This is a genomic window from Dyadobacter sp. 676, assembly GCF_040448675.1.
In the GTDB taxonomy this organism is placed as follows: Bacteria; Bacteroidota; Bacteroidia; order Cytophagales; family Spirosomataceae; genus Dyadobacter.
Genome location: NZ_CP159289.1, coordinates 1,891,202 through 1,914,508, shown reverse-complemented (window position 1 = coordinate 1,914,508; position 23,307 = coordinate 1,891,202). Strand labels below are relative to the sequence as shown.

The following is a 23,307-nucleotide window of genomic DNA, read 5'->3' as shown; positions in this document are numbered from 1 at the left end:
TCCATGACGATATATGTTCCGAAACCGTTGCATCGGAGTAAAAAAAGAATGGCGGAATGTCCCGGAATACCAGGAAATCCCGCCATTGCAGCAATCGGGGCCGTTATTTTACACCTTTGACCCGCATTTTTAGTCCATATACCGCCGTTTCGGCCGTAATGAATAGCATGTCCCGGTTTTTCCCGCCGAAACACACATTGGCCGTCCAGCCTTTATGTACGGGAAAATGGGCAATCTGCGTACCCGACGGGTCGAAAACGGTAACCCCGTTGCCTGTAATATAAAGATTGCCTTCTTCGTCGAGGATCATACCATCGGAACCTTTCGAGACGAAAAGCTGGCGATTGGCAAGCGTACCGTCCTTCCGGATGTCGTAAACGTAGGTTTTGTTGTCGCCGATATCGGCCACGTAGAGTCGTTTGCCATCGGCAGTTCCGATAATGCCGTTCGGTTTTTTCAACCTTTCGTCCACGCGGATGAGCTTTTTATGGTCCGGAGCGAGGTAGTAGACATGTTCGCCGTCCTGTTGCATGGCCGGGTCGCGTTTCCAGTAATCGCGTTTATAGAGAGGGTCGGTGAGATAAATACCGCCTTTCGGATCGATCCACAGGTCGTTTGGACCATTGAGCAGCTTGCCTTGATAGTCTTTAACGAGGACCGTCGGATTACCTTTTTTATCAAAGGACCAAACCTGATTTTCCTCGTCCGAACAAGCCACGAGGTTACCTTTTTTGTCAAAATACATGCCGTTGGCGCGGCCCGCTTTGTCAGAAAACGTGCTGAATGTGCCCGTTTCGGCATCCCAGCGGATGATTTTGTTGTTAGGCTGATCGGTAAAAAATACATTACCGTCTTTGTCCGCGACGGGCCCTTCTGTGAATTTGTACCCGTTGCCCAGCTTTTCGACCTGAGCTCCCGGCGCGACGATTGATTTCGAATCCATAATTTGTGCGGATAGTAGAACAGGAGTAAACAGCGCGGCAATGCCGGCCAGCATGGGGATAATGATTTTGAATTTTTGCATATTAAACGCGCCCGGCGTTGTTTCGAACCGGGTCAATTTATTAAAGTCGGGATGGCTGGGGCTTTACTGATTGATGGTGGGGGGCTATTGCGTATCGCGCGGTTTCATTACTGCCGGGAAATCCGGGTAAAATGCATCTATTGCCAACGCCGGCACCGCGTGTTCTTTTCCAAACCATTGTTCAATACGGATTTTGGCCACGTGAATAGGCTTGCTTTGCGCAGATGTAAATGCCTCGTAATCGTCTTTGGGAATATGTTTGAAATACCGGTCGAAGAAATCGTTCATCGCCTGCATTCGTTCCTCTTCGTTTTCGATAATTCTGATTGTCCCGTAGATCATCACACTTTGATATTCGCAACCAAAATCAACTGCCTTAGCTGCTGTATAGAGTCTGCCGTATTTGTATACTGAAATGCTCGCTTTCTTTCCGTCCGTAATTTCCTCGCCTGCGTGCCCATGCTTAGAGAAATGAAAGACGATGTCATTGTTTGCCTGGTCGAAGTGATAAAACGCGACGTGGATTAACGGATAACCCTCCTTTTCTATGGCAATAGAGCAGGACATCGCATTGTTTAGAATTGCGTGCAAGAAAGAGATGTCGATCTCCTGGCGGTCTTTTCTTCGCACACTTTGGGGGTAGTCTTTCATGACTCGATGGTGTTGGATATGTCGTGTTGTAATAATAGGTTAATACAGTATAAAAGGCAACCGGATCCTACCAGTTGCCTTTTGTTCACGATCACCATTACGTCGCGTTCTTCATCTTTTCAGGCCTCAAAATGTGTTTCCCAGCAGACTATTGATTTTCGTTGTAAGGATTTCGATCAGCTCTTCATCCATAAATTCATATTCATCCGGGATATCGAGCACTTGAATGGGCGGCAAATCCAGATGAGTATACAGTTTCCGAATCTTGAATTTATGATCGCTTTCCATTACCAGCGTGATGTCAGCCCAATTGAGATCGCTCTCAGAGATTTTTCTGTTACTCTGAGGGCTCAATCCGGCTGACCGGATATTGAATCGGGGGGTCGTTTTTGAAAATGTATTCGGCCGTACGGCTGCGGCGCTTGTTCTTGCCGCAAATGACCAGAATGTTGGGACGATGCATATATTATTTTCCAGCGAGCATAATTTTAGCCCCGCCTTTGCGGATTGACTCGTATACCGCATCTACCACGATCATATCTTTCAAACCCTCCTCCCCAGTCACATTCGGATCCGGTTTGTTGTTGAGGATAATATCGGCGATACCGTCCATTTGAAGTGTCTGGTGCGTAACCACGGGCTGGTTCATCGGGCCGAGGTGTGTGCGGCCTTTGATGGGCCCGTAGCCGAATGCAGGGCTCAGTTCTACAAATCCCTTTTCTCCGATCACATACAACCGCTCATAATTGTTGAATGCGTAGGTCGTGCCGCAACTCGCCACGATGCCGCTTGGGAACCCCAGCTGGAACATGATCGTCTCGTCTACCTCCCTGAATTTGACGGGGTCGGTTTTCGTTTCCTGCGCCGTGACCCAAATCGGCTCCTCGCCGGTTGCGTAGCGGGCACCATTGAGTGCATAAATCCCCACGTCCATCATTGCCCCGCCGCCCGCGAGGGATTTTTTCAGTCGCCATTGGTTTGGGTCGCCGGATTTGAATCCCATATAGTTGTTCACATGCAATATCTTGCCCAGCTCCCCGGCCTCGCGCATGCGTATAAGCTCACGCGTATGCGGTTCGAAATGCATCCGGTAGCCGATATAGAACTTCACGCCGGCCTTTTTACACGCGGCGATCATCTCGCGGGTTTGCTGCGCATTGTCGGCGACGGGTTTTTCACAAAGTACGTGTTTGCCGGCCGCGGCAATTTGCAATACGTGCTTATGGTGCAACGAGTTAGGCGTGGTAATGTACACAAGGTCGATGTCCGGATTGTCTTTGATCCCGCTTACCGTCTCGTAGTTGTAGGTATTCTTCCCGGGGATATTGTATTTCTGTTTCCAGGTTTCGAGTTTTGAAGGCGTACCCGAAACCGCGCCGACCAGCGTCGCCATTTTGCAGTCCTTCATCGCCTCCGCTACGCGGGTAGCGTAACTTCCCAGCCCCATTAATGCCACGCGCAACTGCTTGTCGGCCTTCGGGCCGGAATACAGCTCCTTTGCGGATGCAGGGAGGTCGCTCAACGCCGTTGCGCCGATGCCCAGGGATAGTTTTTGCAGGAAATCTCGACGGGTATCCATAGTAATGAGTGATTTTAAATTGAATATTCAAAAGGCAAAAAGTGAGCTGTGCTATCGATCTCCTTGAAATTTAGTAACTCATTTATTTGAAAGTGTTAATTTGTCGCCAACATGTTCTTCCTGTTGAGTTTCTTCCTGCAAATCGTCCTCATCCCAATTTTCCGGCAGTAACCCGTTTGCTCCGGGCGTTTCGCAAGCGTTTCGCGTAGCATGCTAGCCTTTGGGTTCAAGGAAGAGATTTTATCTATTGCAGTTTCCAATCGGCTTAATGTTTCCTGTGAGGGGATTGTGATGATAAGATCTGTGAGCGGGATTTCGAAGAGTAAATGAATCAATTTTAAGTCATTGGTCGAAAACGGCCTGATGCCGTTCAGCAATTCAGAAGTATAGGATTTGCTGTGATTTAATAGGAGCGCAAGGTCTTTTTGTTTTAATGAAAGTTCTTGAAGCTTTGCGAGAATCAGCTTATTCCGTTTCCGGAGAAATGCATACTCTTTTTCGGCCTGAATTTTTGCGGCTTCGCTTTCCTCCATTTGGGCATCGGTTACCAGGTCTTCATCGGACCAGCATCTTGCCTCAAATTCTACTATTAGATCACTTATCGCTTTTCGGGTTGGGCGCAGATCAGGTTGAGTTTCCTGTTGTAGCCTCAAATGCCGGTCTGCGAGCAGAACCCGCTCGTGGTCAAGGTCTTCGATGAGTTGGTTAACAGCCTCTATCAAACGTTTATTCCGCTTTCTATTGATACGCCGGTTTTGAAATAGGTAACAGGAAAATTATCCTGAGGTATACAAAAAAAGCGGCACCTCCCGCAATGGAAGGTGCCGCCCGAAACGAAACGATATATTTGAACCTTAATTAACTGTAAGAATACGTTCTACTTTTTGCTCGGCCAGTTCGAAAGTCTTGGTCTGGATTTCGTTGCCGCAAATGATGTCCAGCTTGTATTTCCCTGGATCCATCGCATCGAGGTTCAGGGTGCGTCCGAATTTTTTGTGGTCTTTCGAAATCGTTTCCCGATATACGATGGTTCCGTCGGCGTCCCTGAGCAACAATGTCGTCTTGGAATCGGTGTTGGCCTTGTCGACAAGCACATTGATCTTGCCTGTTTTGGTGGCGTAAACACCGGTTCCGAAAGTGGAAGCTTTTTTTGCCTCTTTGTCGGCCGCGCCGGCGGTGAAAGAAGCGGTTGCGAGCGCAAATGCGCAGATGAAGGTTTTGACTGTTGTTTTCATGGCTATTTTATTTTTTATGGCTATAAGTTTTGTTCTATTTTAAGAACACGACAAAAGTAAGATTACGCCCGTGTACCCCGGTAAACAAAGTACACGAGCGGGGTTTCGGGTGGGACAAGAGGTTGATTCCCAGCGTAAGCAATTAAACGGTATCTCATGGCTATTTTCAAAATTTAACCAAGAGACGGGGAATGGTGCGGGAGTGTTGCTTGGAAAAGTGTTAATAACTGTTAAAAAAAACGGCCCTCCATCTGTGGGGGCCGCTTTTAACTAAAACTAAAACCGAAACTATTCTTTTTCTACAAAGTCCATATCCTTTGTAAATGTCTCTTCCAGGAAATATAAGGCCAGCAATGCCACCAGTGCGGTTGCCACGCCTATTACCAGCCCGCTCTGAATCACGCCCAGGTCGGGTTTGAAACTCACAAACAGCGCTGCAAGCGGAATCGTTGCGCCGCGCACGAAATTAGGTACTGTTGTCGCCACGGTTGCCCGGAGATTCGTACCGAACAGTTCCGCGGCAATGGTAATGAACAACGTCCAGTATCCATTACAGAATCCCAGCAAGGTACAAAGCAAGTAGAAAGAGAACAAATCTTGCATCGGAATAAGTAAATAACCGATTACCATGGCAAGCGAAAGCACGATAAAGAGCCTGATTACCTTCTTCCTGCTTCGCATATACTGGCTTAGTAACCCACTGACGATGTCTCCGCCAACTTGCCCTGAAAAAGCCAGCATAACCGCCTTTCCCGCATTGATGCCCTCGATGCCCTTCGCCGCCCCGAATTCCGGCGAAAAGGTAATCAGAATTCCCACAACAAACCAGATCGGTAAACCTACCAGGATCGCCATCAGGTATTTGCCGAGGCGTTTGCCGTTCAGCAGAATCATCATAATGTTCCCCCCGGTCCACCGAACGCTCCTTGGCATGTTTGAACATGCCCGACTCAAAAACATTGAACCGTAATACCAAAAGCAACAAACCCATGCCGCCACCTACAAAATAGGATACGCGCCACGCGAATAAATCGGCTACGAAATAAGCCAGAATTGCACCTAAAACACCCAATGTCGCTACCAATGTAGTGCCATAGCCGCGTATTTCCTTTGGCAATACCTCGGTTACGAGCGTAATCCCGGCCCCAAGCTCTCCGGCGAGGCCCACGCCTGCAATAAAGCGAAGAACCGCATACTGATCAAGCGAAGACACAAAACCGTTGCCGATATTAGCGAGCGAATACATGATAATGGACCCGAAAAGAACGGAAAGCCGGCCTCTTTTATCGGCTATTATTCCCCACAACACGCCGCCGATCAGCATTCCCGCCATTTGATAATTCAACAAACTGATGCCCTCGCTGAGCAACTGATCGTCGGCGACATTCAGGGCTTTCAGGCTCGGCACCCGCACCACACTGAACAAAAAGAGGTCGTACATATCGACCAGGTAGCCCAGTGCAGCTACGATTACAGGTATTTGCAACAACTGCGAAAGCAGCGAAGGTTGGGAATTGTTGGTTGTTGTTGACATAGGGTTAGGTTTTACTTCGGCTTTCGGCTTTCGGCCGTCGGCCTAATGTTATGGAAATGTCAATCAATTCTTTTTTGACCGCCGGATTCTTCAGGTCAGAGGCTGTCAGGTGTGGTCAAGGGTTGTCATGTGTAGTCATGGACTGTCATTGTGTACGTCAATGACTGAAGTTACAATGACTGACTACGCTTGACACCTGACAATCCCTGACTACCTTACAATCTGTCGATCAGCATTCCGCCGTCCACGCCGATTACCTGGCCGGTGGAGTAGGGGAAATCGCCTCTTGTTAGCGAAGCCACTGCCTTGCCGACGTCCTCCGGCGTGCCCCAGCGCGGCTGCAATGCAATGCCGCTTTGGAACAGGTTGTCGTATTTCTCCTGTACTTTGGAAGTCATGTCCGTAGCAATAATACCCGGACGGATTTCATAAACCGGAATATTGTACTCGGCCATCCGCACGGCGAAAAGCAGGTTGGTCATCGCAAGCCCGGCTTTTGAAATACAATATTCACCCCGATTGACGGATGCCACGGTAGCCGAGATGGATGTGACGAAAATGATCGCTGCTTCGAATGCATGGTTGTCCTGTTTCGCCGCCGCCATACGTTTGCCGATAGCTTGGGTAAAAAAGAACGGGCCTTCGAGATTGGTCGTCATTACTTCCCGGTAATTCCCGATGGTCGTTTCGAGAACATCGAGCCTTACGCGGGGCGCTATGCCGGCGTTATTGACAAGCAGGTTGATCTGCCCGAAAACGGAATAGGCCTTTTCGATAATGGCTTCGCGGTCGGCGGCATCGGCGATGCTTCCCTGGCAATAGGCTACTTCGGCGCCGAGCTCCCGCAATTCATTGAGTGCCGCCGCAGCGCCGGCTTCGTCGCGGACGCCGTTGATGGCCAGGTTATATCCTTCTTTGGCTAGCGCCCTGGCAATGCCAAAGCCGATGCCACGGCTTCCGCCGGTGATTAATGCGGTCTTTTTCATAGTTCCTCCACATCAACCCATTGGCGTTTTTCCCAACTTTCGAGGCCCTTCTCGGCGAGCTGCACACCACGGGCACCCGCTTTCAGATCCCATGGAAAAGGGGTGTCTTTTACAATGTGTTTGAGGAAGAGCTCCCATTGCGCCTTGAACGCGTTGTCGTAAATCTCCTGCTCAGGCACTTTCGACCAGCCGTCGAAGAACGGGATCGGCTGTGGAATGTCGGGGTTCCAGACGGGCTTCGGCGTGTTGCCGTAATGTTGGATGTAGCAGTCGCGCAGACCGGCGACAGCGGAGCCATGCGTTCCGTCCACTTGCAGCGTGAGCAGGTCGTCGCGGCGCACGCGCACCGTCCACGAAGAGTTGAAATGGGCAATCACGTCGCTTTCCAGCTCGAAGGTGGCGTAGCAGGCATCGTCGGCCGTACATTTATACGTGTTACCATTCTCGTCCACGCGCTCGGGAATGTGCGTTGCGCCCAGACAGGAAACGGCTTTTACTTTTCCGAACAGGTTATCGAGTACGTAACGCCAGTGGCAAAGCATATCCACGATAATACCGCCGTCGTCTTCCTTGCGGTAGTTCCACGAAGGCCGTTGGGCCGGAATGCTGGTCCCTTCGAAAACCCAGTAACCAAACTCGCCGCGTACCGAAAGGACTTTTCCGAAGAAGCCGGCTTCCATCAGTCTTTTTAGTTTTACCAAACCCGGCAGCCAGAGTTTATCCTGTACCACACCGTTTTTCAAACCGGCCTTCGTAGCAAGATCATACAGTTCCAATGCCTCTTCGGTAGTAGTACCGGTCGGTTTTTCACAATAAATATGCTTTCCAGCCTGAATGGCCTTTTTCACAGCCGCCGCACGCCGACCGGTCACCTGCGCATCAAAATAGATTTGATAATGCGGATCGGACATCACCGAATCGAGGTCGGTCGTGTATTTCTGAACGCCCGACTGTTTGCAAAGCGCCTGGAGCTTGGCCTCGTTGCGGCCCACCAGGATCGGGTCCGGCATAATCGCTTCATCGGAAGAAATCTTCACGCCGCCTTGTTCGATAATGGCTTTGATGGAGCGCAATAAATGCTGGTTGGTACCCATACGGCCGGTTACGCCGTTCATGATAATGCCAATGGTATGTGTTGTCATTGTCGTTTATACAGTTTTAAGAAAAGCCTCAGTAATCTCACTCAAAAACAAATGCTGCTCCTTTGCCCAATGGATATTCGAGAAAATCTCCACTTCGCAAAAGCCATTGAAGCCCGTCGCTTCCACCCAGCCCCGGATCTTTTTCAAATCGATACATCCTTCACCCATTAAGCCGCGGTCGTTCAGCAGGTCGATGGTATTTACCTTCCAGTCGCAGACGTGATAAGCGAGCAGGTTGCCCTTCGCGCCGCACCGCGCGATTTCCTTTTCCAGGTCGCCGTCCCACCATAAATGGTAGACGTCAACTGCTACTCCTACAAAAGGCGATTGGAAGTGTTCGGCCATGTCGTTAGCCTGCGCCAGAGTGTTAATGGCGGATCGATCGGCTGCGTACATGGGGTGCAGCGGCTCGATAGCCAGTTTTACGCCCAGTTTTTCCGCCAGCGGTAAAATGGCCGCAATGCCCTCGCGGATCTGGTCGCGGGAAATTTCCAGCGGCTGATCCGGCGAAGCGCCGCAAACGAGCACGATCATGGGCGCTCCCAAAGCTGCGGCTTCTTCGAGTAGTTTGCGGTTATGGTCGATCGCCTGTGCGCGCCCGGCGCTGCTCGTGTGCGGGAAAAAACCACCACGAACGTAGGACACGATTTCCAGCCCGGCAGCCCGGATAATTTCGCCCGCGCGGTGCGGGCCGATCCCTTCGGTGGCATTCTGCCATACGCTGATGCCTTTCACACCTGCGGCGGCATAGTTTTCAACCGCCTCCGAAAGTCCCCAGGGCTTGGTGGTAATGGTGTGGATACAGCACCTGTCGAGTGTTATGTTTTCCAATTCGGAGAAATGGTTATGGTTTTAATATTGATATTTTGTTAGGTGTGAAGTCGTTCTTGTCACCCTGAGCGGAGTCGAAGGGTGACAGTACCGTTACTTCACCGCGCCGAGGTAGGAGTAATAAGGCAGCCCTTTGTTGATCCGGTGCAGGTAAAGCGCCACTTCGCGAGCATGGTAGTCGCCCCACATGCTCGATTCGCCGCACGGGATCTTCCGGCCGGCAGGTACATTGTCCCAGCCGTTCGGACGGTGATAGATCGAATGCAGGATTAAACCCTGATGTGCAGGATCGGTTGAAAGATATGGCTCGTCAAAGAGTGAATCCACGGCCGTCAGACCGGCCTGCCAGTAGCGGTTTCCCGCCTCGGCCTGGCCCTTCTCATTCAGGTATTTGCCCAAACGAAGCAACCCCTGCGCGCCAATGGCCGCCGCAGAACTGTCGATAGGTTCAAACTCATTGTACGGATCGGATGTCCGGGAAGTGTAATCGCCGAGCTTATAGAGCTGCGGAGCGCCGGTATCCCAGTAAGGAATGCCATCGGATGCTGTATTTTCAATGTAAAAATCACAAGTGGCCCGAGCAGCTTTGAGGTAAATACGCTCGATTTCGGCGCGACCGCCCAGCGGTGCGAGTTCATTGTCGGAGAAGCTGGCCAGCGATTCGAGTTGTTCGGCGAAACCCAGCATGGCCCATGCCAGGCCGCGTGTCCAGGTGGTGAAGCCCGAAAAGCCTTGCTGCGAGTTGGGGCAGCGATAATTGCCGTCGTTGGTGTTGAAAACACTTTCATGCGCAGTACGGCCCCAGATATCGTAGCTGTCGCGGCCTTCGCCGTAGTAAACCGAATAGTTGGCGGTGGCAATGGAATGCAGTGTTCCGCGTTCGAGCAGACTGGTTGTCAGATCGTTTTCACCCATATAGCTATGGCCCAGCAAATGCGAGACTATCAGCGCCCGCACCGAGCGGATCGTATCCACAAATAACGAGTGCGGCCCGTTGAACGAGTAGATAAAGCCCTGGCCATTCTTAATGGCCGTCCACCGGCGCGCCTGAACTGACCCGGAGACTTTCAGGGCAATCTCATAGAAATTACGTTCCCATTCGTTTTCAGGGATTACCCCTTCGTTCATCAGGCGCAGCAGGTTGCCGTACGTACTTACATTGTTGAAACCATGGTCGTGTACGCCGAAATGACCTACATGCGAAGCCATCGACTGAACGGTATTTTTACGTGCACTCGCAAGGTAGTTTTCGTCGCCGGTGGCGTCGAATTGCAATACCTCGGCGCCATATTGGAAACCCTGTGTCCATTCGGTCCAGCCACGAAGGGTATATTTGCCGTTTACGGTAAATACGGGCGTTCCTTTAGAGTTGTCGTACTCTTTATTAATAAGTTTGATTTTCTCTCCGGAAAGCTCCCAAATCCTGTCGATCTTAGGTTGAAGCGAAGCGGCAGCCAGTTCGTTTTTTATCTGCATAATTTATATCGATAGTATTATTTAGTCATTTTATTTTAGGACAATACAAAGATATTTCGGCCAAAAAACGATAACAAGGTACAAATTTGCTATTAAATGGTACTTTTCCGAACATGTTCACGATATTCGTTCGGGGTAAGTCCGGTTTTCTTTTTGAAGATGCGGCTGAAATAGGACGGGTCGTCCATGTGGATGTGGTAGGCGATTTCCTTACTGCTCAGATTGCTGAAAACAAGGAGCCGTTTGGCTTCGAGGAGCAGTTTGTCGAGGATATATTCCTGGCACGAAATACCCAGGAATCTTTTGATGATTTTACTCAGATAATCGGGCGTAACCGACAACTGGCTGGCATATTGCTGCACTTCGTGCATTTGCCTGAAATTCTTTTCCACCATCTCCTGAAAACGGCCGGCCAGTTCAGGAACGCTCAACGCCGCCGACTCCGCAGGCCGTATGTTATGCTGGGTCAGGAAGGCGCATTTTTGCAACATCAGCCCCAAGTACCGGCCGATCAATGTCTGGTCGGTGTCGGCATTGAGGTGGTCGGTGACCATGTTTTCCAGAATGTTGTGAAAATAATGCTTGTCGCTTTCGGAAAGCATGATAATCGGTTGTCTGCGTGCTGGCTGGAAAAACGGCAGCTGTGAAAGCGACGGGTTCATCGGATTGTAAAATGTGTAAAAATCCTCCGAAAACGCGACGATGTAACCCTGGAACGAAGTTGAAAATGTAAGCAAATGCACTTGTCCGGGCGTCAGGAAATGCAATCCGGCACCTTGAATACCATAAGAATGAAAGTCGATCTCGTGAAAGCCCTGGCCTTCTTCGATGAAGAGGATCTCATAATAGGTATGCCGGTGCGGCGTGTCGGTCGGGAGCGGGGTAATGGGCAGGGGAACCGGACCGTCTTTCTGAACTTCGATGCTGTTTTTGAACCTGAAAATCTTTAAAGCAGGGACCTGGCTGGGCGTTTTGGGAAGGGAATGGACCGGGATTGCATCAGACACGAAAACCATGCATCAGGATTTTTTCAAATTCATTAACCGTTTCAAAAGCCATAAAGCCAGCAGAACTACCAGTACCAGGGCGATTACCGGCAGGAATATGGCAAGCCCCGACAGTCCGAACGACGCGACATTCTCTGCCGTGGAAACCACCGGATTACCGATGCCGGCCGTTGTCTTGGACGAAAGTAGCCGCAGGATACCCGTACCAGCCTGCACAAGTCCGGCCGTGCCGCCCCCGAGGATCAGCCCGAGTCCCCAATGCAGCATTGGGTTGTCGATTTCGATGAACGATGTCGTGAGCAATGTGCCTGCCACGACGGCGGCCGGCGTCGCGACGGTATCCAGCAGGTTATCCACAAACGGAATGTAATATCCGGCAATTTCCAGCAATGTAGCCGTCCCGAAGGCAAAAAAAGCCGTCCAGGTACTCAGCCACCCGAATTGCTCTCCGGGCGTAATCCACCCGTTCATAGCCGCGACATTCGCGACCAGCATAGGCAGGAATATCCTGAAACCACAGCTGGCGCTCAGTCCTATTCCCAGGCATAAACTCAGAAACAGCTCCATTTTGGCGATATCACATTTAAGTCCGTAATGTAGTGTATTTGAAAAAGATATACGCCGTTTGCCAGATTTTTTATCCCCTCTGCGACATTTTCTAACTTTGCATTGTTGAATCAGAACAACTACTGTACTTAAAAGCGACCCGGTGAATCAGGAAACCAAAAGCGGCCAGATATTCGATCTTCCTACCCTAAGGCGTCTATACACATTCGTTCGACCTTACCAGAAGCAGTTTTACCTGCTTATTGCCATTATTTTGCTTAATGCGGTCCTGGCGCCGCTGACGCCCCTGCTGATCAGGTATACCATCGATACGCCGATTGCCGGCGGAGATTACCGGCAACTGACGGTAATGCTGATGGTGATGATAATCGTAACCATCCTGCAAGGCCTGGCGCAGTTCTGGAATACCTATATGTCGGGCTGGCTGGGGCAATATATCATCCGCGATATCCGCGTGCAGTTGTATCAGAAAATCATCGGGTTGAGGCTCAAATTTTTTGACAATACACCCATCGGAAGACTTGTAACACGTACAATATCCGACGTGGAAACGCTTTCCAACGTGTTCAGCGACGGTATGGCGGCCATAGCGGGAGATATTCTGCAACTGGTGCTGATCATCGCCGTGATGTTTTACACGGATTGGAAGTTGTCCCTCATCAGCCTCTCGATGATCCCGCTGATGCTGTTCTGTACCTACATTTTCAAGGAGAAAATCAAGGATTCGTTCAACGAGGTGCGCGCGGCGGTTTCCAATCTCAATGCATTTGTACAGGAACACATTACCGGAATGGGTATCGTGCAGATTTTCAGTAGCGAAGACATCGAATACAAGAAGTTCAGGGAAATTAATAAGGTACACCGGAATGCGAACATCCGGTCGATTCTCTACTATTCGGTATATTATCCGGTGGCGGATGTGATCGCGGCGGCGGGGACCGGTCTGGTGGTCTGGTATGGTTCAAAACAGATTCTGAACGCTGAAATCACATTCGGTACGGTTACGGCGTTTGTCATGTTCATCAACCTTTTTTTCGCCCCATCCGGCAGCTGGCCGACCGTTTCAATACATTGCAAATGGGGATCGTCAGTACCGACCGGATACTGAAACTGCTCGATAGCGAGGAATACACCTCCAATGAAGGGAGATTCGTGCCCGGATCGATCAAGGGAAACGTGGAGTTTAAAAACGTCTGGTTTGCTTACAACGACGAGGAGTATGTTTTAAAGGACATTAATTTCAAAGTCAAAGAAGGGGAAACCATCGCTTTCGTAGGTGCGACCGGCGCGGGTAAGTCCTCCATTATTAACCTGCTTACGAGATTCTACGATATTAACAAGGGAAATATTTACGTCGACGGCGTTGAAGTGCATGATTATGAGCTAAATGCATTGCGGAAACATATCGGCGTGGTGTTGCAGGACGTATTCCTGTTTTCGGATACGATTGAAAATAATATCCGCCTGGGCGACGAAAGTATTACGCACGAAAAGATCGTGGAAGCCGCAAAGCTTGTGGGTGTGCACGATTTCATTGAGCGCCTGCCGGGCGGTTACACCTATAATGTAATGGAACGCGGCGCAACGCTTTCGGTAGGTCAGCGACAATTGATTTCCTTCGTGCGCGCGATGGTGCACGAACCGAAAATCATCGTCCTCGACGAGGCAACTTCCTCGGTCGATAGCGAAACGGAAGAGCTGATTCAGCACGCAATCGAAAACCTGATGCACGGCCGCACGGCTATTGTGATCGCGCACCGTCTGTCGACGATCCAGGAAGCCGATAAAATTATCGTCGTGGATAAAGGGCGGATCGTAGAAGAGGGCAATCACGAGCAATTACTCGAAAAGGACGGGGCTTATGCGAACTTGTACCGGATGCAGTATAAGGAGGTGCATAAGATCGGGACGTTGTAGTGTTTAGAGTTAAAAGTTTAGAGTTAAAAGTTTAGAGTTAAAAGTTTAAAGCCTGAATTATGAACTCTCAACTTTAAACTCTTAACTCTAAACTCAATTCCTCTTCCCGGTATCCAATGGAATTGGCGGTGGGCCTATCAGGAATTCGTCTTCATCGTTCCGTTTAGCCGGCGTGCTGTCGCCTTCCACACCCAGCGAATCGCTTTCGGCCGGTGCCCATTGGGTCGGGCAGTTGTATGTTTTGGATACCTTAAAGGTCGGTTTCGGGAATGGTCCCGGTTCGAGGGATTTGTCCTTATATGCTTTTTCCAGGAATGCACCCACGAGGGGCAATGCGGTTTTTGCCCCTTCCCCGAGGTTCGTTGTCCGGAAGTGAATGCTGCGGTCATCCCCGCCCACCCAGGCACCAACCACGAGGTCACGCGTGACGCACATGAACCAGCCGTCGGAGTTGTTGGAGGTTGTTCCGGTTTTGCCGCCCAGTTCGTTGCCATTCATGGTAACATTAAACCGCCAGCGAATGCTACCGGAAGTACCACCCGCTTCCTCCACGCCTGCACGCAGCATTTGCAGCATCAGGAACGCGGATTCTTCGCTGATCGCCTGGCGGTGCTCGGGCTGGAATTCCTCGATCACTTTCCCGTTACTGTCCTCGATTTTTGTTACCAGAATCGGCTGCGTGTAAGTACCGTTGTTTGCAAACACGCTGTAAGCCGCCACCATGTCGTAAAGAGACACGTCGAACGGCCCCAGACCAATTGAAGGGACTGCCTTCAAAGGCGTGGTAATACCCATCTTTTTCGCATAGCGTACCACATTGGCTGCGCCGACCTGGTCGGTCAGTTCAGCCGTGACGGAGTTGATCGACTGTGCGAGCGCGCGCCGGAGCGTCATGGGCGCATACGTGTAGGTCCCGGTAGCGTTTCTGGGTTTCCATACTTTCTCCTCGCCATCTTCCTCGTAAGTCTTCTCGAAGGGTTTGTCCACGATCTCGTCGCAAGGCGTCATATTGAACGTAGAGTCGTCGATCGCTGCCGTGTACACAAAGGGCTTGAAAGTGGAACCCGGTTGCCGTTTGCCCTGCTTCACGGCGTCGTATTTGAAATAATTGTAATCCAGGCCCCCCACCCAGGCTTTGATCTGCCCCGTATGCGGGTTCATGGCCATCATGCCCGCACGCAAAATGCGTTTGTAGTAATCGAGTGAATCCATGGAGCTCCAGTACCTCTTCATTTCCCCGCTATTCTTCCAGTCGTACACGGTCATGGTGTCCTTTTTGTTCAGATAGAAGTCGATACTATCGGGATTGTTCGGGAATTTCGCGGCCAGTGAGCGGTATTTGCTCGTACGCTTGACCACCGTCGGAAGAAAATCAGTGATCTCGTTGCCCTGCTCGTCGCGCCAGGGGTTCTGATTGCGCCAGTGGTCCTCGAATACACGCTGCAATTGCCTCATCTTCTGCGTCATGGCCTCTTCCGCGTCCTCCTGCATGCGGGAGTCGATGGTCGTATAGATTTTCAATCCATCCGTATAAAGGTCGTAACCGTTTTCGTCGCCCCATTTTTTGACGAAATCGACCACCGCATTCTTGAAGTAGTTGGCATTCCCGTCGTACGGTGTTTCGAATTTGGTTTTCAGTTCAATGGGCAATGCGCTGATCGAGTCGGCTTGCCGGGCAGTCAGGTAGCCATATTTTCGCATTTGATCGATCACCACGTTGCGGCGTTCCAGGGAGCGCTTCATGTTCCGGATCGGGTTGTACGTCGTGGTGGCTTTTTGCAGGCCCACCAGTACCGCTGCCTCCTGAACGTTCAGGCTGTCGGGCGATTTGCTGAAATACGATTTGGCCGCCGTGTTGATACCGTAAGTATTATTTCCGTAATCCACGGTATTGAAATACATGGTCAGGATTTCCTCTTTGGTAAAATTCCTTTCCAGCTTGATCGCCGTAAGCCATTCCTTGGTCTTGTAAATCAGCGTGCTAAGGCCCGGAATATAACCCAGCAAGCCTCGTGCGCCCGATTTCCGGGTTTTGAAAAGCTTTTTGGCCAACTGCTGGGTAATGGTGCTGCCGCCTCCACGGTCGGTGGCGCCGGTCGCGATGCCCCAGGCAACGCTGGCCATAGCTTTATAATCGATACCCGAATGCTTGTAAAAGCGGACGTCCTCGGTTGCGATCAGCGCCTTCACGAGGTTGGGGGAAATCTGTTTATAGGGGACGGGCGTCCTGTTTTCGGTATAAAACTTTCCGATCATCACACCGTCGGCAGTGTATATTTCCGACGACTGCGCCACTTTGGGGTTCTGAAGGTCTTCTACGCTCGGCATGCTTCCCATGAGCCACAGGAAGTTGGTTTCGACACAAAAAATATAAACCGCGAACAACACGAACCCGTACAGCAATACTTTCCAGGCTGTCACGATCGGACGGTAATATCTGGCATTGACATCGACCGTGTTCTCCCACCAGCTTCGCACCGATTTTTTGTTCTGCCGGTAAGTGTCAAAGAGCCGGTCGGCCTTTTGTTTGCCGGTGATCAGTGCGGTAATTTTGTATGCGATCCTGTTGATGAGTGTGGCGAGCCACGTCCGGAAAGACCGGAAGAGCATTCTGATTTTGATAAAAAACGATCGGATAACTTCCATCAAACGTTTTGGTTCGTAATGTGCCAAAGATAAGAAAAGCCGGATAGATATGATTCAATCCGGCTTTCTCTATAATTTATTCTATTCTGCTTTGTGGAATTTCAATGCAGCCCCGTTCATGCAGTAACGAAGGCCGGTCGGTTTGGGACCATCGTTGAAAACGTGGCCGAGATGCCCGCCGCAGGTTCTGCATACTACTTCGGTGCGGATCATGCCATGACTTTTGTCGGGTACTTCCTCTATATTCTCCTTGGCCACAGGCATAAAGAAGCTCGGCCAGCCGGAGCCTGAATCATATTTGGCCTCAGAACTGAACAGTGGCGTTCCGCAGGCCGCGCACACGTAGGTGCCTTCTTCTTTATTGTCATTATAAGGATGCGAAAAAGGCCTTTCGGTACCCTTTTCAAAAAGAACGAAGCATTGCTGACTGGTAAGCTCCTGCTCCCATTGCTCCCTGGTTTTTTGTACTTCTCTCATCGGTTTGTTTTTTGGAATGGCCAGAAAAATCGTACCACATCCCTTGATAACGTTGAAGCGGCAATTATCGTTTGGAAAAAATGCGCCGGAGCCACGAATCCTCGGGTGGCCAGCATTTGTTCTGCGATTCGGGCGGTTTTCGGAAGAGGCCTCCCGATATGCCGAAATAAAGATTGAATGCCTTCGGATTGCCGATATTCAGCAGACCCGTAAGGTGATCGGTCCCCAGCCATAGCGGCCCTATTCGCCCCGCAAGCCCGATGGCCGGTGAGCGGTAACGATTCATGAGCGACATTGGAACCGATATTTCGTACCATTTGTGCTCGTAGCGGGGTGTTACGCCGATATACGATTCCGCCTTCATCCCGAATGCGCCCTGGGAAATCAGGTTTTGTACCCAAAGCCCGTTGACGTACACATTGGGCCTGATATTATAATCGACGCTGGCCTGGAACGCCATGGGCAGCACTGATTTAAAGTTAGGCGCAATTGGCGGCCCGCCGTCCAGCGACGAGTTGATGGCATTGAAAATACCTTCGGAACCTTTCAGCTTCTGAAAGGTGTCGTAGCGGAACTCCTTGTTGGTGGTGTGCGTCTCCTGTTGAAGAATGTAGGCCGGGTTTTTGAAATGGACGCGGCCGATGTCGGTGAGCGATACGGCTACCCGATAAAGATATTTGTTCTTTGAAGCATCACGCTTCCGGATACCCCTTTCGCGATAGGTCGCTTTGTGGACGTCGGGGCGATACTCGTACACCGCGCCGATGTCGAAGCCCCATCCGCTTCCCGGGGGCGCATTACCCAGCAGCCAGGCCGGGGAGGGCTTTATATTCTGGAAACCTTCGTCACGCGTGATCGCGTACCGCACATTGATCTGGTTTACATTGATATACTGTCGTTTGTTCTCCCAGTTGGGGTCGGGCTGGATGTCGTAGGAGGAGTTTTCGATAATGGCATGCGCATTGTAAAGGCCGATCAATCTTTTAACGGTGAAGCCGACTTTGAGATAATCCGTTTCATTGTCAAAAACAGTTCCTCCCAGCGTCATCGCTATTTCGCCCAGGCCGTTCAGGTGTAACTGGCCCGACTGGTTTTCAAAAACCTGATTATGTAATTCCTTCAACTGTGTGGTTTTGCTGATTAACCTGGCCATCGGCTCGGTTACCTGCGTGGTATTCAGGACATAGCGTGCCCGGGACGAGAAACTCACACCGATCCTGCCTTTGAACATGTTGAACATGATCGACGGCAGGCGGGTATCTCCGCCCGCATTGAGGTATTTTTTATTGCCGTTCAGTTTCTCGCCCAGGTAGGAGCGCGGGAAGAGCAGCATGCCGCGTTCGTTGTGGTATTTGGCCGGGACCGTATTGGTAATCAGGCTCAGGAAAGAGTAGGGCGCCTCGTATCTGACGTGGTTATTGGCGGTATAGAACTGTGTGCCCACCAAGTTTACATATACGCTGTAACGGCTGTCGGCCACAAACGCCGGGTTGTGGTACAATGCATTCGTTCCGGCAAAATTACTCATGGCCGTTCCCGGCAGATGCTGGGACAGGGCTTCGATGGTTAATCCGCAGACCAGTCCTAATATGGATAACCAGCTTCTTTGCATAGGGAACGTGATTCGGTGGGGTGCCGACATTTTAATCAGGTACAAAGAAAATGCTAACGTTACTGACTTGCAACAATGTTTACGGATTGCGTAAATAATATTCCTGAACGGCGGGCGGCACGATTTTAATACGGAGGAATTGAGCGAACGGTTGCCGCTTCGTAGGCTGTCGGTGTCAAATAATTTAGGGAAAGCCGGTTTTTGTGAGCAAACCAAATGCGCGGTCGCTGTCGGGCTGTAATTGGTATTTGTTTTGTTAATTCATACATTGACCATATATTGTTCTGTGAACTATAGGTATTGACTTATTCAAATTTTGAATTGTATGAATTTTTCATTTTCAAATTACCAAATAGAAAATTTCTTCGATGAGATGTTTACCCCATCTGGCGAAATACGTCCGGGCTATGAGCATTTAAAGAATAAATTCGAAAACCTCACGCATGAAGACCTCACCAACCGCCAGCTGGCAACCGAGCGTGCGCTATTATCGATGGGCATTACCTTTAATGTGTATTCGGAAGGGGAAGGTACCGAACGGATCATGCCGATCGACATCATCCCGCGGGTGCTGTCGAATGCCGAGTGGGAGTGGCTTGAAAAGGGGCTGAAACAGCGGATCAAGGCATTGAACATGTTTATCGACGATGTTTACAATGAGCAAAACATATTGAACGATGGCGTGGTCCCCCGGGAACTGATTGAGTCGAGCAAATGCTTTCTCAAACCCTGTATCGGCCTGAAACCGCCGAAGGGCATATGGTGCCACATTACGGGTACCGATCTGATCAAGGGCGACGACGGTACTTTCATGGTGCTGGAAGACAACCTCCGGTGCCCGTCGGGCGTTTCCTACATGCTGGAAAACAGGGAACTGTCGAAGCAGATCTTCCCGGACGTGCTCGCACGCACAGGCGTAAGGCCGGTTTCCGATTACCCGACGCGCCTGCTGCAGATGCTGCAACACCTCGCAGATCGCCCGAATCCGACGGTAGCCGTGCTGACGCCGGGCATTTATAACTCCGCATATTTCGAGCATTCGTACCTCGCGCAACAAATGGGCGTGGAGCTGGTCGATACGCGCGACCTCGTGGTTTCGGACGGGTACGTGAAAATGCGTACGACCAACGGCCTGCAGATTGTGGACGTGATCTACCGCCGTATTGATGATACTTTCATGGATCCCGAAGCATTCCGTGAGGATTCGCTGATCGGTATCCCGGGGATTTTCGAAGTGTATAAAAAAGGACGCGTAGCATTGGCCAACGCCCCGGGCACCGGAGTAGCCGACGACAAAGTGGTGTACGCCTACGTTCCGCGCATGATCAGGTACTATCTGGGCGAAGAAGCGATTATTCCGAATGTAAGAACCTATATCTGCGGCGAAGAGGATGATATGCATTATGTTCTTGAGAATATTTCAGAACTGGTTGTAAAAGAGGCAAATGAGGCCGGTGGTTACGGAATGCTGATCGGGCCGAAGGCGACGGAGGAAGAGCATGCGCTTTTCCGTCAGAAAATAAAGGCCAATCCGCGGAATTATATTGCCCAACCTACGATTTCATTATCGAGAGTGCCTTGTATGATCAACGGACACGCCGAAGGACGTCACGTAGATTTGCGGCCTTACATCTTATACGGTGACGATATCAGCGTAATCCCCGGGGGACTGACGCGCGTCGCGTTGCGTAAGGGATCGCTTGTGGTGAATTCGTCGCAGGGTGGTGGCGGAAAAGATACGTGGGTATTGTATTAAGTTATCATTAACAGTTACTGGCAGGCTGTTCGTGATAACGGTTTATGAGTTTTCGATAAACCTTGTTTGAACTGCCTGGATTTCAGAGAATGAATAGTCAGTAACTTAAATGATCGAACAATGCAACGCCATATAACCGGATGGTTCAGTCCGGCGCTTAACAAGGAAATGGAAATTGCCGTTTACGGGCATTACGGGGTCGCCCTTCTGCTCATTCCTACCGCGGCGTCCGATTACCTGGAATATGAACGGAATGGGTTGGTAGACAGCATCGAGCCCTACATCTATTCCGGAAAAGTTAAAGTTTATTGTATCAACAGCATTAATGGGGAAAGCTGGCTAAACCCGTACATGCACGGGTACGACAAGGCGGTGCGGCACCAGGCTTTCAATGATTACGTGATTAAGGAAGTAGTGCCTTTTATCAAGCAGGATTCCAGCCCAACCAACGAGATTATCGCCGCCGGCGCGTCGTTCGGGGCATTGCACGCCGCGAACCTGTTTTTTAAACACCCCGATTACATTCACGGGGTAATCGCCATGAGTGGGTGCTATGACCTGAGCGTTTACACGAATGGGTACTACGACGACAACGTCTATTTCAATTCGCCGGTGCATTATTTGCCGAACCTCAAAGCAGAATGGCATTTATCGATGTACCGCGACAGCCGCCATATCCATTTTGTGACGGGTTCCGGTGCGTACGAAGTGCCGGATTATTCGAGGCACATATCGTCGATACTAGCTTCAAAGAATGTACCGCACGAGCTGGATATCTGGGGGAGCGATATTCCTCACGAATGGTGGGCCTGGAAGAAAATGCTTCCATATTACCTGGAAACGCGGTTTTGATATCTGCCCCAAAAGCGAATGTCCCCGAAATGGTACCATCTCGGGGGCATTCGCTTTTAAAAGTATTTCCGATCAGGCGCCTTCGAACTGGCGAAGGAACCTTACATCGTTTTCGGTAAACAAACGCAGGTCGTTAATACCGTAGCGCAGCATCGTAATCCGCTCGATACCCATTCCGAATGCGAAACCGGTGTATTCTTCGCTGTCGATACCGCAATTTTCCAATACATTGGGGTCCACCATTCCCGAGCCGGCAATTTCAACCCAGCCGGTGTGCTTGCAAACATTACAGCCTTTTCCTTTACATATAAAGCAGGAAACGTCGATTTCGGCGCTGGGCTCGGTGAATGGAAAGTAGGAAGGGCGCAGACGGATTCTGGAGTCCTTCCCGAACATCTCCTTCGCGAAGTGGTATAGCGTATCCTTCAAATCCTTGAAACTTACATTTTTATCCACATAGAGCCCTTCCACCTGGTGGAAAACGCAATGCGCCCGTGCCGAAATGGCTTCGTTACGGAACACGCGACCCGGCATAATGCTGCGGATAGGCGGTTTCTGGCGTTCCATCAGGCGCACCTGTACGTTGGATGTGTGCGTACGCAGAAGGACGTCGTCTTTCACATCGCCCGCACTTTTCGAGATAAAGAACGTGTCCTGCATTTCACGGGCGGGGTGGTTATCGGCAAAGTTCAATGCGCTGAAATTATACCAGTCCTTTTCGATTTCCGGCCCGTACGATACGTTGAAACCCATTCTTTCGAAAATCTCAATGATCCTCCGGCGGACGATAGTTAGCGGGTGGAGGCTTCCCTGCAAGTTGGGAGTTACAGGCAAAGTCAGGTCGATCAGCATTTCAGGGGAGCTGTCCGCGCTATTTTCCAATGCGGACTGAAAATCCTGAAAACGGCTTTGTGCCAGATTTTTGAGGGTATTTAACTCCTGGCCGACGGCCCGGCGGTCCTCTTGAGGGATATTTTTGAGGTTGTCGAAAAGCTCGGTTACCGCGCTTTTCTTACTTATATATTTCAACCTGAAAGCTTCCAGCTGCTCCTTGTTACTAACTGTTGCCTGTTCGATTTCTGAAACTAACTCTTTTACCCGCTCGGTAATCATAAAAGCTGTTGTTATTGGTGACTGTGCTGTCCTGAGGCAGCCGGAGGCGCCATTATGAGAGCCTCGAAATTTGTGCAAAGATAACGAAAGTTAGCTCGTTGCCCGAAGTGAAATGCCGGCGAAACGTAGGCGAGGCGGTTTATTGGAAAAATCCATGTTTCAGGGGCTACGTAAAATTACGCGTTTTACTAAGTTTGGTTACGTCATTTTATATATTACCTATTTGTTAAATATTTGATAATGAGTTGGTTGTGTTGGGGTGCGTACTTTTACGTATTTTCTGAAGGTCATGCGATGTGCTAATTTTGGAACAAGAAATCACAACAATATTAGCGTAGTTACCATGAAAAATTTTCCAAGCTTTACTCGCCCCAACCTGTCAGAGAAATCATATAACGACAGCCGCTCTTACATTTCAGTTCAGTCGATGGGCAGAACGATCTTTTTGACTCCCGACGTCATCACTTTCCTCGAAGGTGAAGGAAACTATACATTCATATATACCAATACAGGTAAGAAATACCTGGTTTCGAAGACATTGAAGTCCCTTGCGGAGCAACTTAACGCAAAATTTCTCCGCGTGCATAAATCATACCTCGTGAACGCCGACTACGTGGTGGAACGCCTGGAAGACGACCGCATGCTGAAACTGTCTTGCGGCAAGGAAGTGGTCGTATCACGCAGAAAAATCAAAGAGGTGTCCGGCCTTCTCGATCACAGCAACCTCCGCATCAGCGCATAAAAGATATTTGGTGAATTAAATTAGTGGGTTATTCATAAAAACAGCAGCCATCGCTACGATCGAAGGCTGCTCGTTTTGTTTTGTGGAGGTGAATGAATTTTGAATGAGTGAATAAATTTTTAATGATTGAATGACCGAATGATTGAATGGCCGAATATTG

General features: G+C 50.2%; 18 protein-coding genes and 2 pseudogenes. 4 read left to right on the top strand and 16 right to left on the bottom strand.

From position 1 onward, the window contains the following. Positions 1-103: 103 nt before the first annotated feature. The 12 genes and pseudogenes from ABV298_RS08680 to ABV298_RS08625 form a co-directional block, all read right to left on the bottom strand. The gene (locus tag ABV298_RS08680; RefSeq protein ID WP_353721749.1) at positions 104-1,024 is read right to left on the bottom strand and encodes an SMP-30/gluconolactonase/LRE family protein; all 921 of its coding nucleotides are present in this window, start codon (positions 1,022-1,024) and stop codon (positions 104-106) included. A gap of 84 nt (positions 1,025-1,108) precedes the next feature. Further along, positions 1,109-1,675 carry a pyridoxamine 5'-phosphate oxidase family protein gene (locus ABV298_RS08675; protein WP_353721748.1) on the bottom strand — a complete coding sequence of 189 codons (567 nt, stop codon included), beginning with the start codon at positions 1,673-1,675 and terminating at the stop codon, positions 1,109-1,111. A 466-nt stretch (positions 1,676-2,141) separates the two neighbouring features. After that, positions 2,142-3,254 carry a Gfo/Idh/MocA family oxidoreductase gene (locus tag ABV298_RS08670; RefSeq protein ID WP_353721747.1) on the bottom strand — a complete coding sequence of 371 codons (1,113 nt, stop codon included), beginning with the start codon at positions 3,252-3,254 and terminating at the stop codon, positions 2,142-2,144. A 95-nt stretch (positions 3,255-3,349) separates the two neighbouring features. After that, positions 3,350-3,976, bottom strand: a complete 627-nt coding sequence (locus ABV298_RS08665; RefSeq protein ID WP_353721746.1) for a helix-turn-helix transcriptional regulator — start codon at positions 3,974-3,976, stop codon at positions 3,350-3,352. 132 nt (positions 3,977-4,108) lie between these two features. Next, entirely contained in the window at positions 4,109-4,489 is a 381-nt protein-coding gene (locus tag ABV298_RS08660) for a hypothetical protein (protein WP_353721745.1), read from the bottom strand. A gap of 288 nt (positions 4,490-4,777) precedes the next feature. Further along, positions 4,778-6,023, bottom strand: a pseudogene (locus ABV298_RS08655) (MFS transporter). Between the two features lie 215 nt (positions 6,024-6,238). Further along, positions 6,239-7,009: a 3-ketoacyl-ACP reductase gene (locus ABV298_RS08650; protein ID WP_353721744.1), complete on the bottom strand. Its 771-nt coding sequence runs from the start codon at positions 7,007-7,009 to the stop codon at positions 6,239-6,241. Then, the gene (locus ABV298_RS08645) at positions 7,006-8,151 is read right to left on the bottom strand and encodes a Gfo/Idh/MocA family oxidoreductase (protein ID WP_353721743.1); all 1,146 of its coding nucleotides are present in this window, start codon (positions 8,149-8,151) and stop codon (positions 7,006-7,008) included. The genes ABV298_RS08650 and ABV298_RS08645 overlap by 4 nt, the downstream gene beginning before the upstream one ends. A gap of 6 nt (positions 8,152-8,157) precedes the next feature. Next, positions 8,158-8,982 carry a sugar phosphate isomerase/epimerase family protein gene (locus ABV298_RS08640; protein ID WP_353721742.1) on the bottom strand — a complete coding sequence of 275 codons (825 nt, stop codon included), beginning with the start codon at positions 8,980-8,982 and terminating at the stop codon, positions 8,158-8,160. 93 nt (positions 8,983-9,075) lie between these two features. Beyond that, the gene (locus tag ABV298_RS08635; RefSeq protein WP_353721741.1) at positions 9,076-10,458 is read right to left on the bottom strand and encodes a glycosyl hydrolase; all 1,383 of its coding nucleotides are present in this window, start codon (positions 10,456-10,458) and stop codon (positions 9,076-9,078) included. Between the two features lie 92 nt (positions 10,459-10,550). Further along, positions 10,551-11,474: an AraC family transcriptional regulator gene (locus ABV298_RS08630; RefSeq protein ID WP_353721740.1), complete on the bottom strand. Its 924-nt coding sequence runs from the start codon at positions 11,472-11,474 to the stop codon at positions 10,551-10,553. Between the two features lie 3 nt (positions 11,475-11,477). Beyond that, entirely contained in the window at positions 11,478-12,032 is a 555-nt protein-coding gene (locus ABV298_RS08625) for a DUF4126 domain-containing protein (protein ID WP_353721739.1), read from the bottom strand. A gap of 142 nt (positions 12,033-12,174) precedes the next feature. Here ABV298_RS08625 and ABV298_RS08620 point away from each other — a divergent pair. Further along, a pseudogene (locus ABV298_RS08620) lies at positions 12,175-13,949 on the top strand (ABC transporter ATP-binding protein). A gap of 93 nt (positions 13,950-14,042) precedes the next feature. Here ABV298_RS08620 and ABV298_RS08615 read toward each other — a convergent pair. The 3 genes from ABV298_RS08615 to ABV298_RS08605 form a co-directional block, all read right to left on the bottom strand. Then, the gene (locus ABV298_RS08615; protein WP_353721738.1) at positions 14,043-16,595 is read right to left on the bottom strand and encodes a transglycosylase domain-containing protein; all 2,553 of its coding nucleotides are present in this window, start codon (positions 16,593-16,595) and stop codon (positions 14,043-14,045) included. An 81-nt stretch (positions 16,596-16,676) separates the two neighbouring features. Continuing rightward, positions 16,677-17,072 (bottom strand): peptide-methionine (R)-S-oxide reductase MsrB, encoded by a 396-nt coding sequence (gene msrB, locus ABV298_RS08610; RefSeq protein ID WP_353721737.1) that lies wholly within the window; start codon positions 17,070-17,072, stop codon positions 16,677-16,679. Positions 17,073-17,136: 64 nt separating this feature from the next. Continuing rightward, the gene (locus ABV298_RS08605; RefSeq protein WP_353721736.1) at positions 17,137-18,684 is read right to left on the bottom strand and encodes a DUF5723 family protein; all 1,548 of its coding nucleotides are present in this window, start codon (positions 18,682-18,684) and stop codon (positions 17,137-17,139) included. A gap of 325 nt (positions 18,685-19,009) precedes the next feature. Between ABV298_RS08605 and ABV298_RS08600 the strand changes: the two genes are divergently transcribed. Together ABV298_RS08600 and ABV298_RS08595 are read left to right on the top strand one after the other, a co-directional pair. After that, positions 19,010-20,440, top strand: coding sequence for a circularly permuted type 2 ATP-grasp protein (locus ABV298_RS08600; RefSeq protein ID WP_353721735.1), 1,431 nt, complete (start codon positions 19,010-19,012; stop codon positions 20,438-20,440). Positions 20,441-20,560: 120 nt separating this feature from the next. Then, a complete protein-coding gene (locus ABV298_RS08595; RefSeq protein ID WP_353721734.1) occupies positions 20,561-21,292 on the top strand; it encodes an alpha/beta hydrolase-fold protein in 732 nt (243 codons plus the stop codon). 72 nt (positions 21,293-21,364) lie between these two features. Here ABV298_RS08595 and pheS read toward each other — a convergent pair whose 3' ends face one another. Next, a complete protein-coding gene (gene pheS, locus ABV298_RS08590; RefSeq protein ID WP_353721733.1) occupies positions 21,365-22,405 on the bottom strand; it encodes a phenylalanine--tRNA ligase subunit alpha in 1,041 nt (346 codons plus the stop codon). A 343-nt stretch (positions 22,406-22,748) separates the two neighbouring features. Here pheS and ABV298_RS08585 point away from each other — a divergent pair, with 343 nt between their 5' ends. Further along, positions 22,749-23,147: a LytTR family DNA-binding domain-containing protein gene (locus ABV298_RS08585; RefSeq protein ID WP_353721732.1), complete on the top strand. Its 399-nt coding sequence runs from the start codon at positions 22,749-22,751 to the stop codon at positions 23,145-23,147. Positions 23,148-23,307: the final 160 nt, after the last annotated feature.

What these genes read in the sequence shown, in the direction of transcription:
- ABV298_RS08635 (WP_353721741.1), bottom strand. Translation starts at nt 10,458, where the DNA reads ATGCAGATAAAAAACGAACTGGCTGCCGCTTCGCTTCAACCTAAGATC.
- ABV298_RS08680 (WP_353721749.1), bottom strand. Translation starts at nt 1,024, where the DNA reads ATGCAAAAATTCAAAATCATTATCCCCATGCTGGCCGGCATTGCCGCG.
- ABV298_RS08585 (WP_353721732.1), top strand. Translation starts at nt 22,749, where the DNA reads ATGAAAAATTTTCCAAGCTTTACTCGCCCCAACCTGTCAGAGAAATCA.
- ABV298_RS08600 (WP_353721735.1), top strand. Translation starts at nt 19,010, where the DNA reads ATGAATTTTTCATTTTCAAATTACCAAATAGAAAATTTCTTCGATGAG.
- msrB (WP_353721737.1), bottom strand. Translation starts at nt 17,072, where the DNA reads ATGAGAGAAGTACAAAAAACCAGGGAGCAATGGGAGCAGGAGCTTACC.
- ABV298_RS08605 (WP_353721736.1), bottom strand. Translation starts at nt 18,684, where the DNA reads ATGCAAAGAAGCTGGTTATCCATATTAGGACTGGTCTGCGGATTAACC.
- ABV298_RS08595 (WP_353721734.1), top strand. Translation starts at nt 20,561, where the DNA reads ATGCAACGCCATATAACCGGATGGTTCAGTCCGGCGCTTAACAAGGAA.
- ABV298_RS08630 (WP_353721740.1), bottom strand. Translation starts at nt 11,474, where the DNA reads ATGGTTTTCGTGTCTGATGCAATCCCGGTCCATTCCCTTCCCAAAACG.
- pheS (WP_353721733.1), bottom strand. Translation starts at nt 22,405, where the DNA reads ATGATTACCGAGCGGGTAAAAGAGTTAGTTTCAGAAATCGAACAGGCA.
- ABV298_RS08675 (WP_353721748.1), bottom strand. Translation starts at nt 1,675, where the DNA reads ATGAAAGACTACCCCCAAAGTGTGCGAAGAAAAGACCGCCAGGAGATC.
- ABV298_RS08670 (WP_353721747.1), bottom strand. Translation starts at nt 3,254, where the DNA reads ATGGATACCCGTCGAGATTTCCTGCAAAAACTATCCCTGGGCATCGGC.
- ABV298_RS08650 (WP_353721744.1), bottom strand. Translation starts at nt 7,009, where the DNA reads ATGAAAAAGACCGCATTAATCACCGGCGGAAGCCGTGGCATCGGCTTT.
- ABV298_RS08660 (WP_353721745.1), bottom strand. Translation starts at nt 4,489, where the DNA reads ATGAAAACAACAGTCAAAACCTTCATCTGCGCATTTGCGCTCGCAACC.
- ABV298_RS08625 (WP_353721739.1), bottom strand. Translation starts at nt 12,032, where the DNA reads ATGGAGCTGTTTCTGAGTTTATGCCTGGGAATAGGACTGAGCGCCAGC.
- ABV298_RS08615 (WP_353721738.1), bottom strand. Translation starts at nt 16,595, where the DNA reads ATGGAAGTTATCCGATCGTTTTTTATCAAAATCAGAATGCTCTTCCGG.
- ABV298_RS08645 (WP_353721743.1), bottom strand. Translation starts at nt 8,151, where the DNA reads ATGACAACACATACCATTGGCATTATCATGAACGGCGTAACCGGCCGT.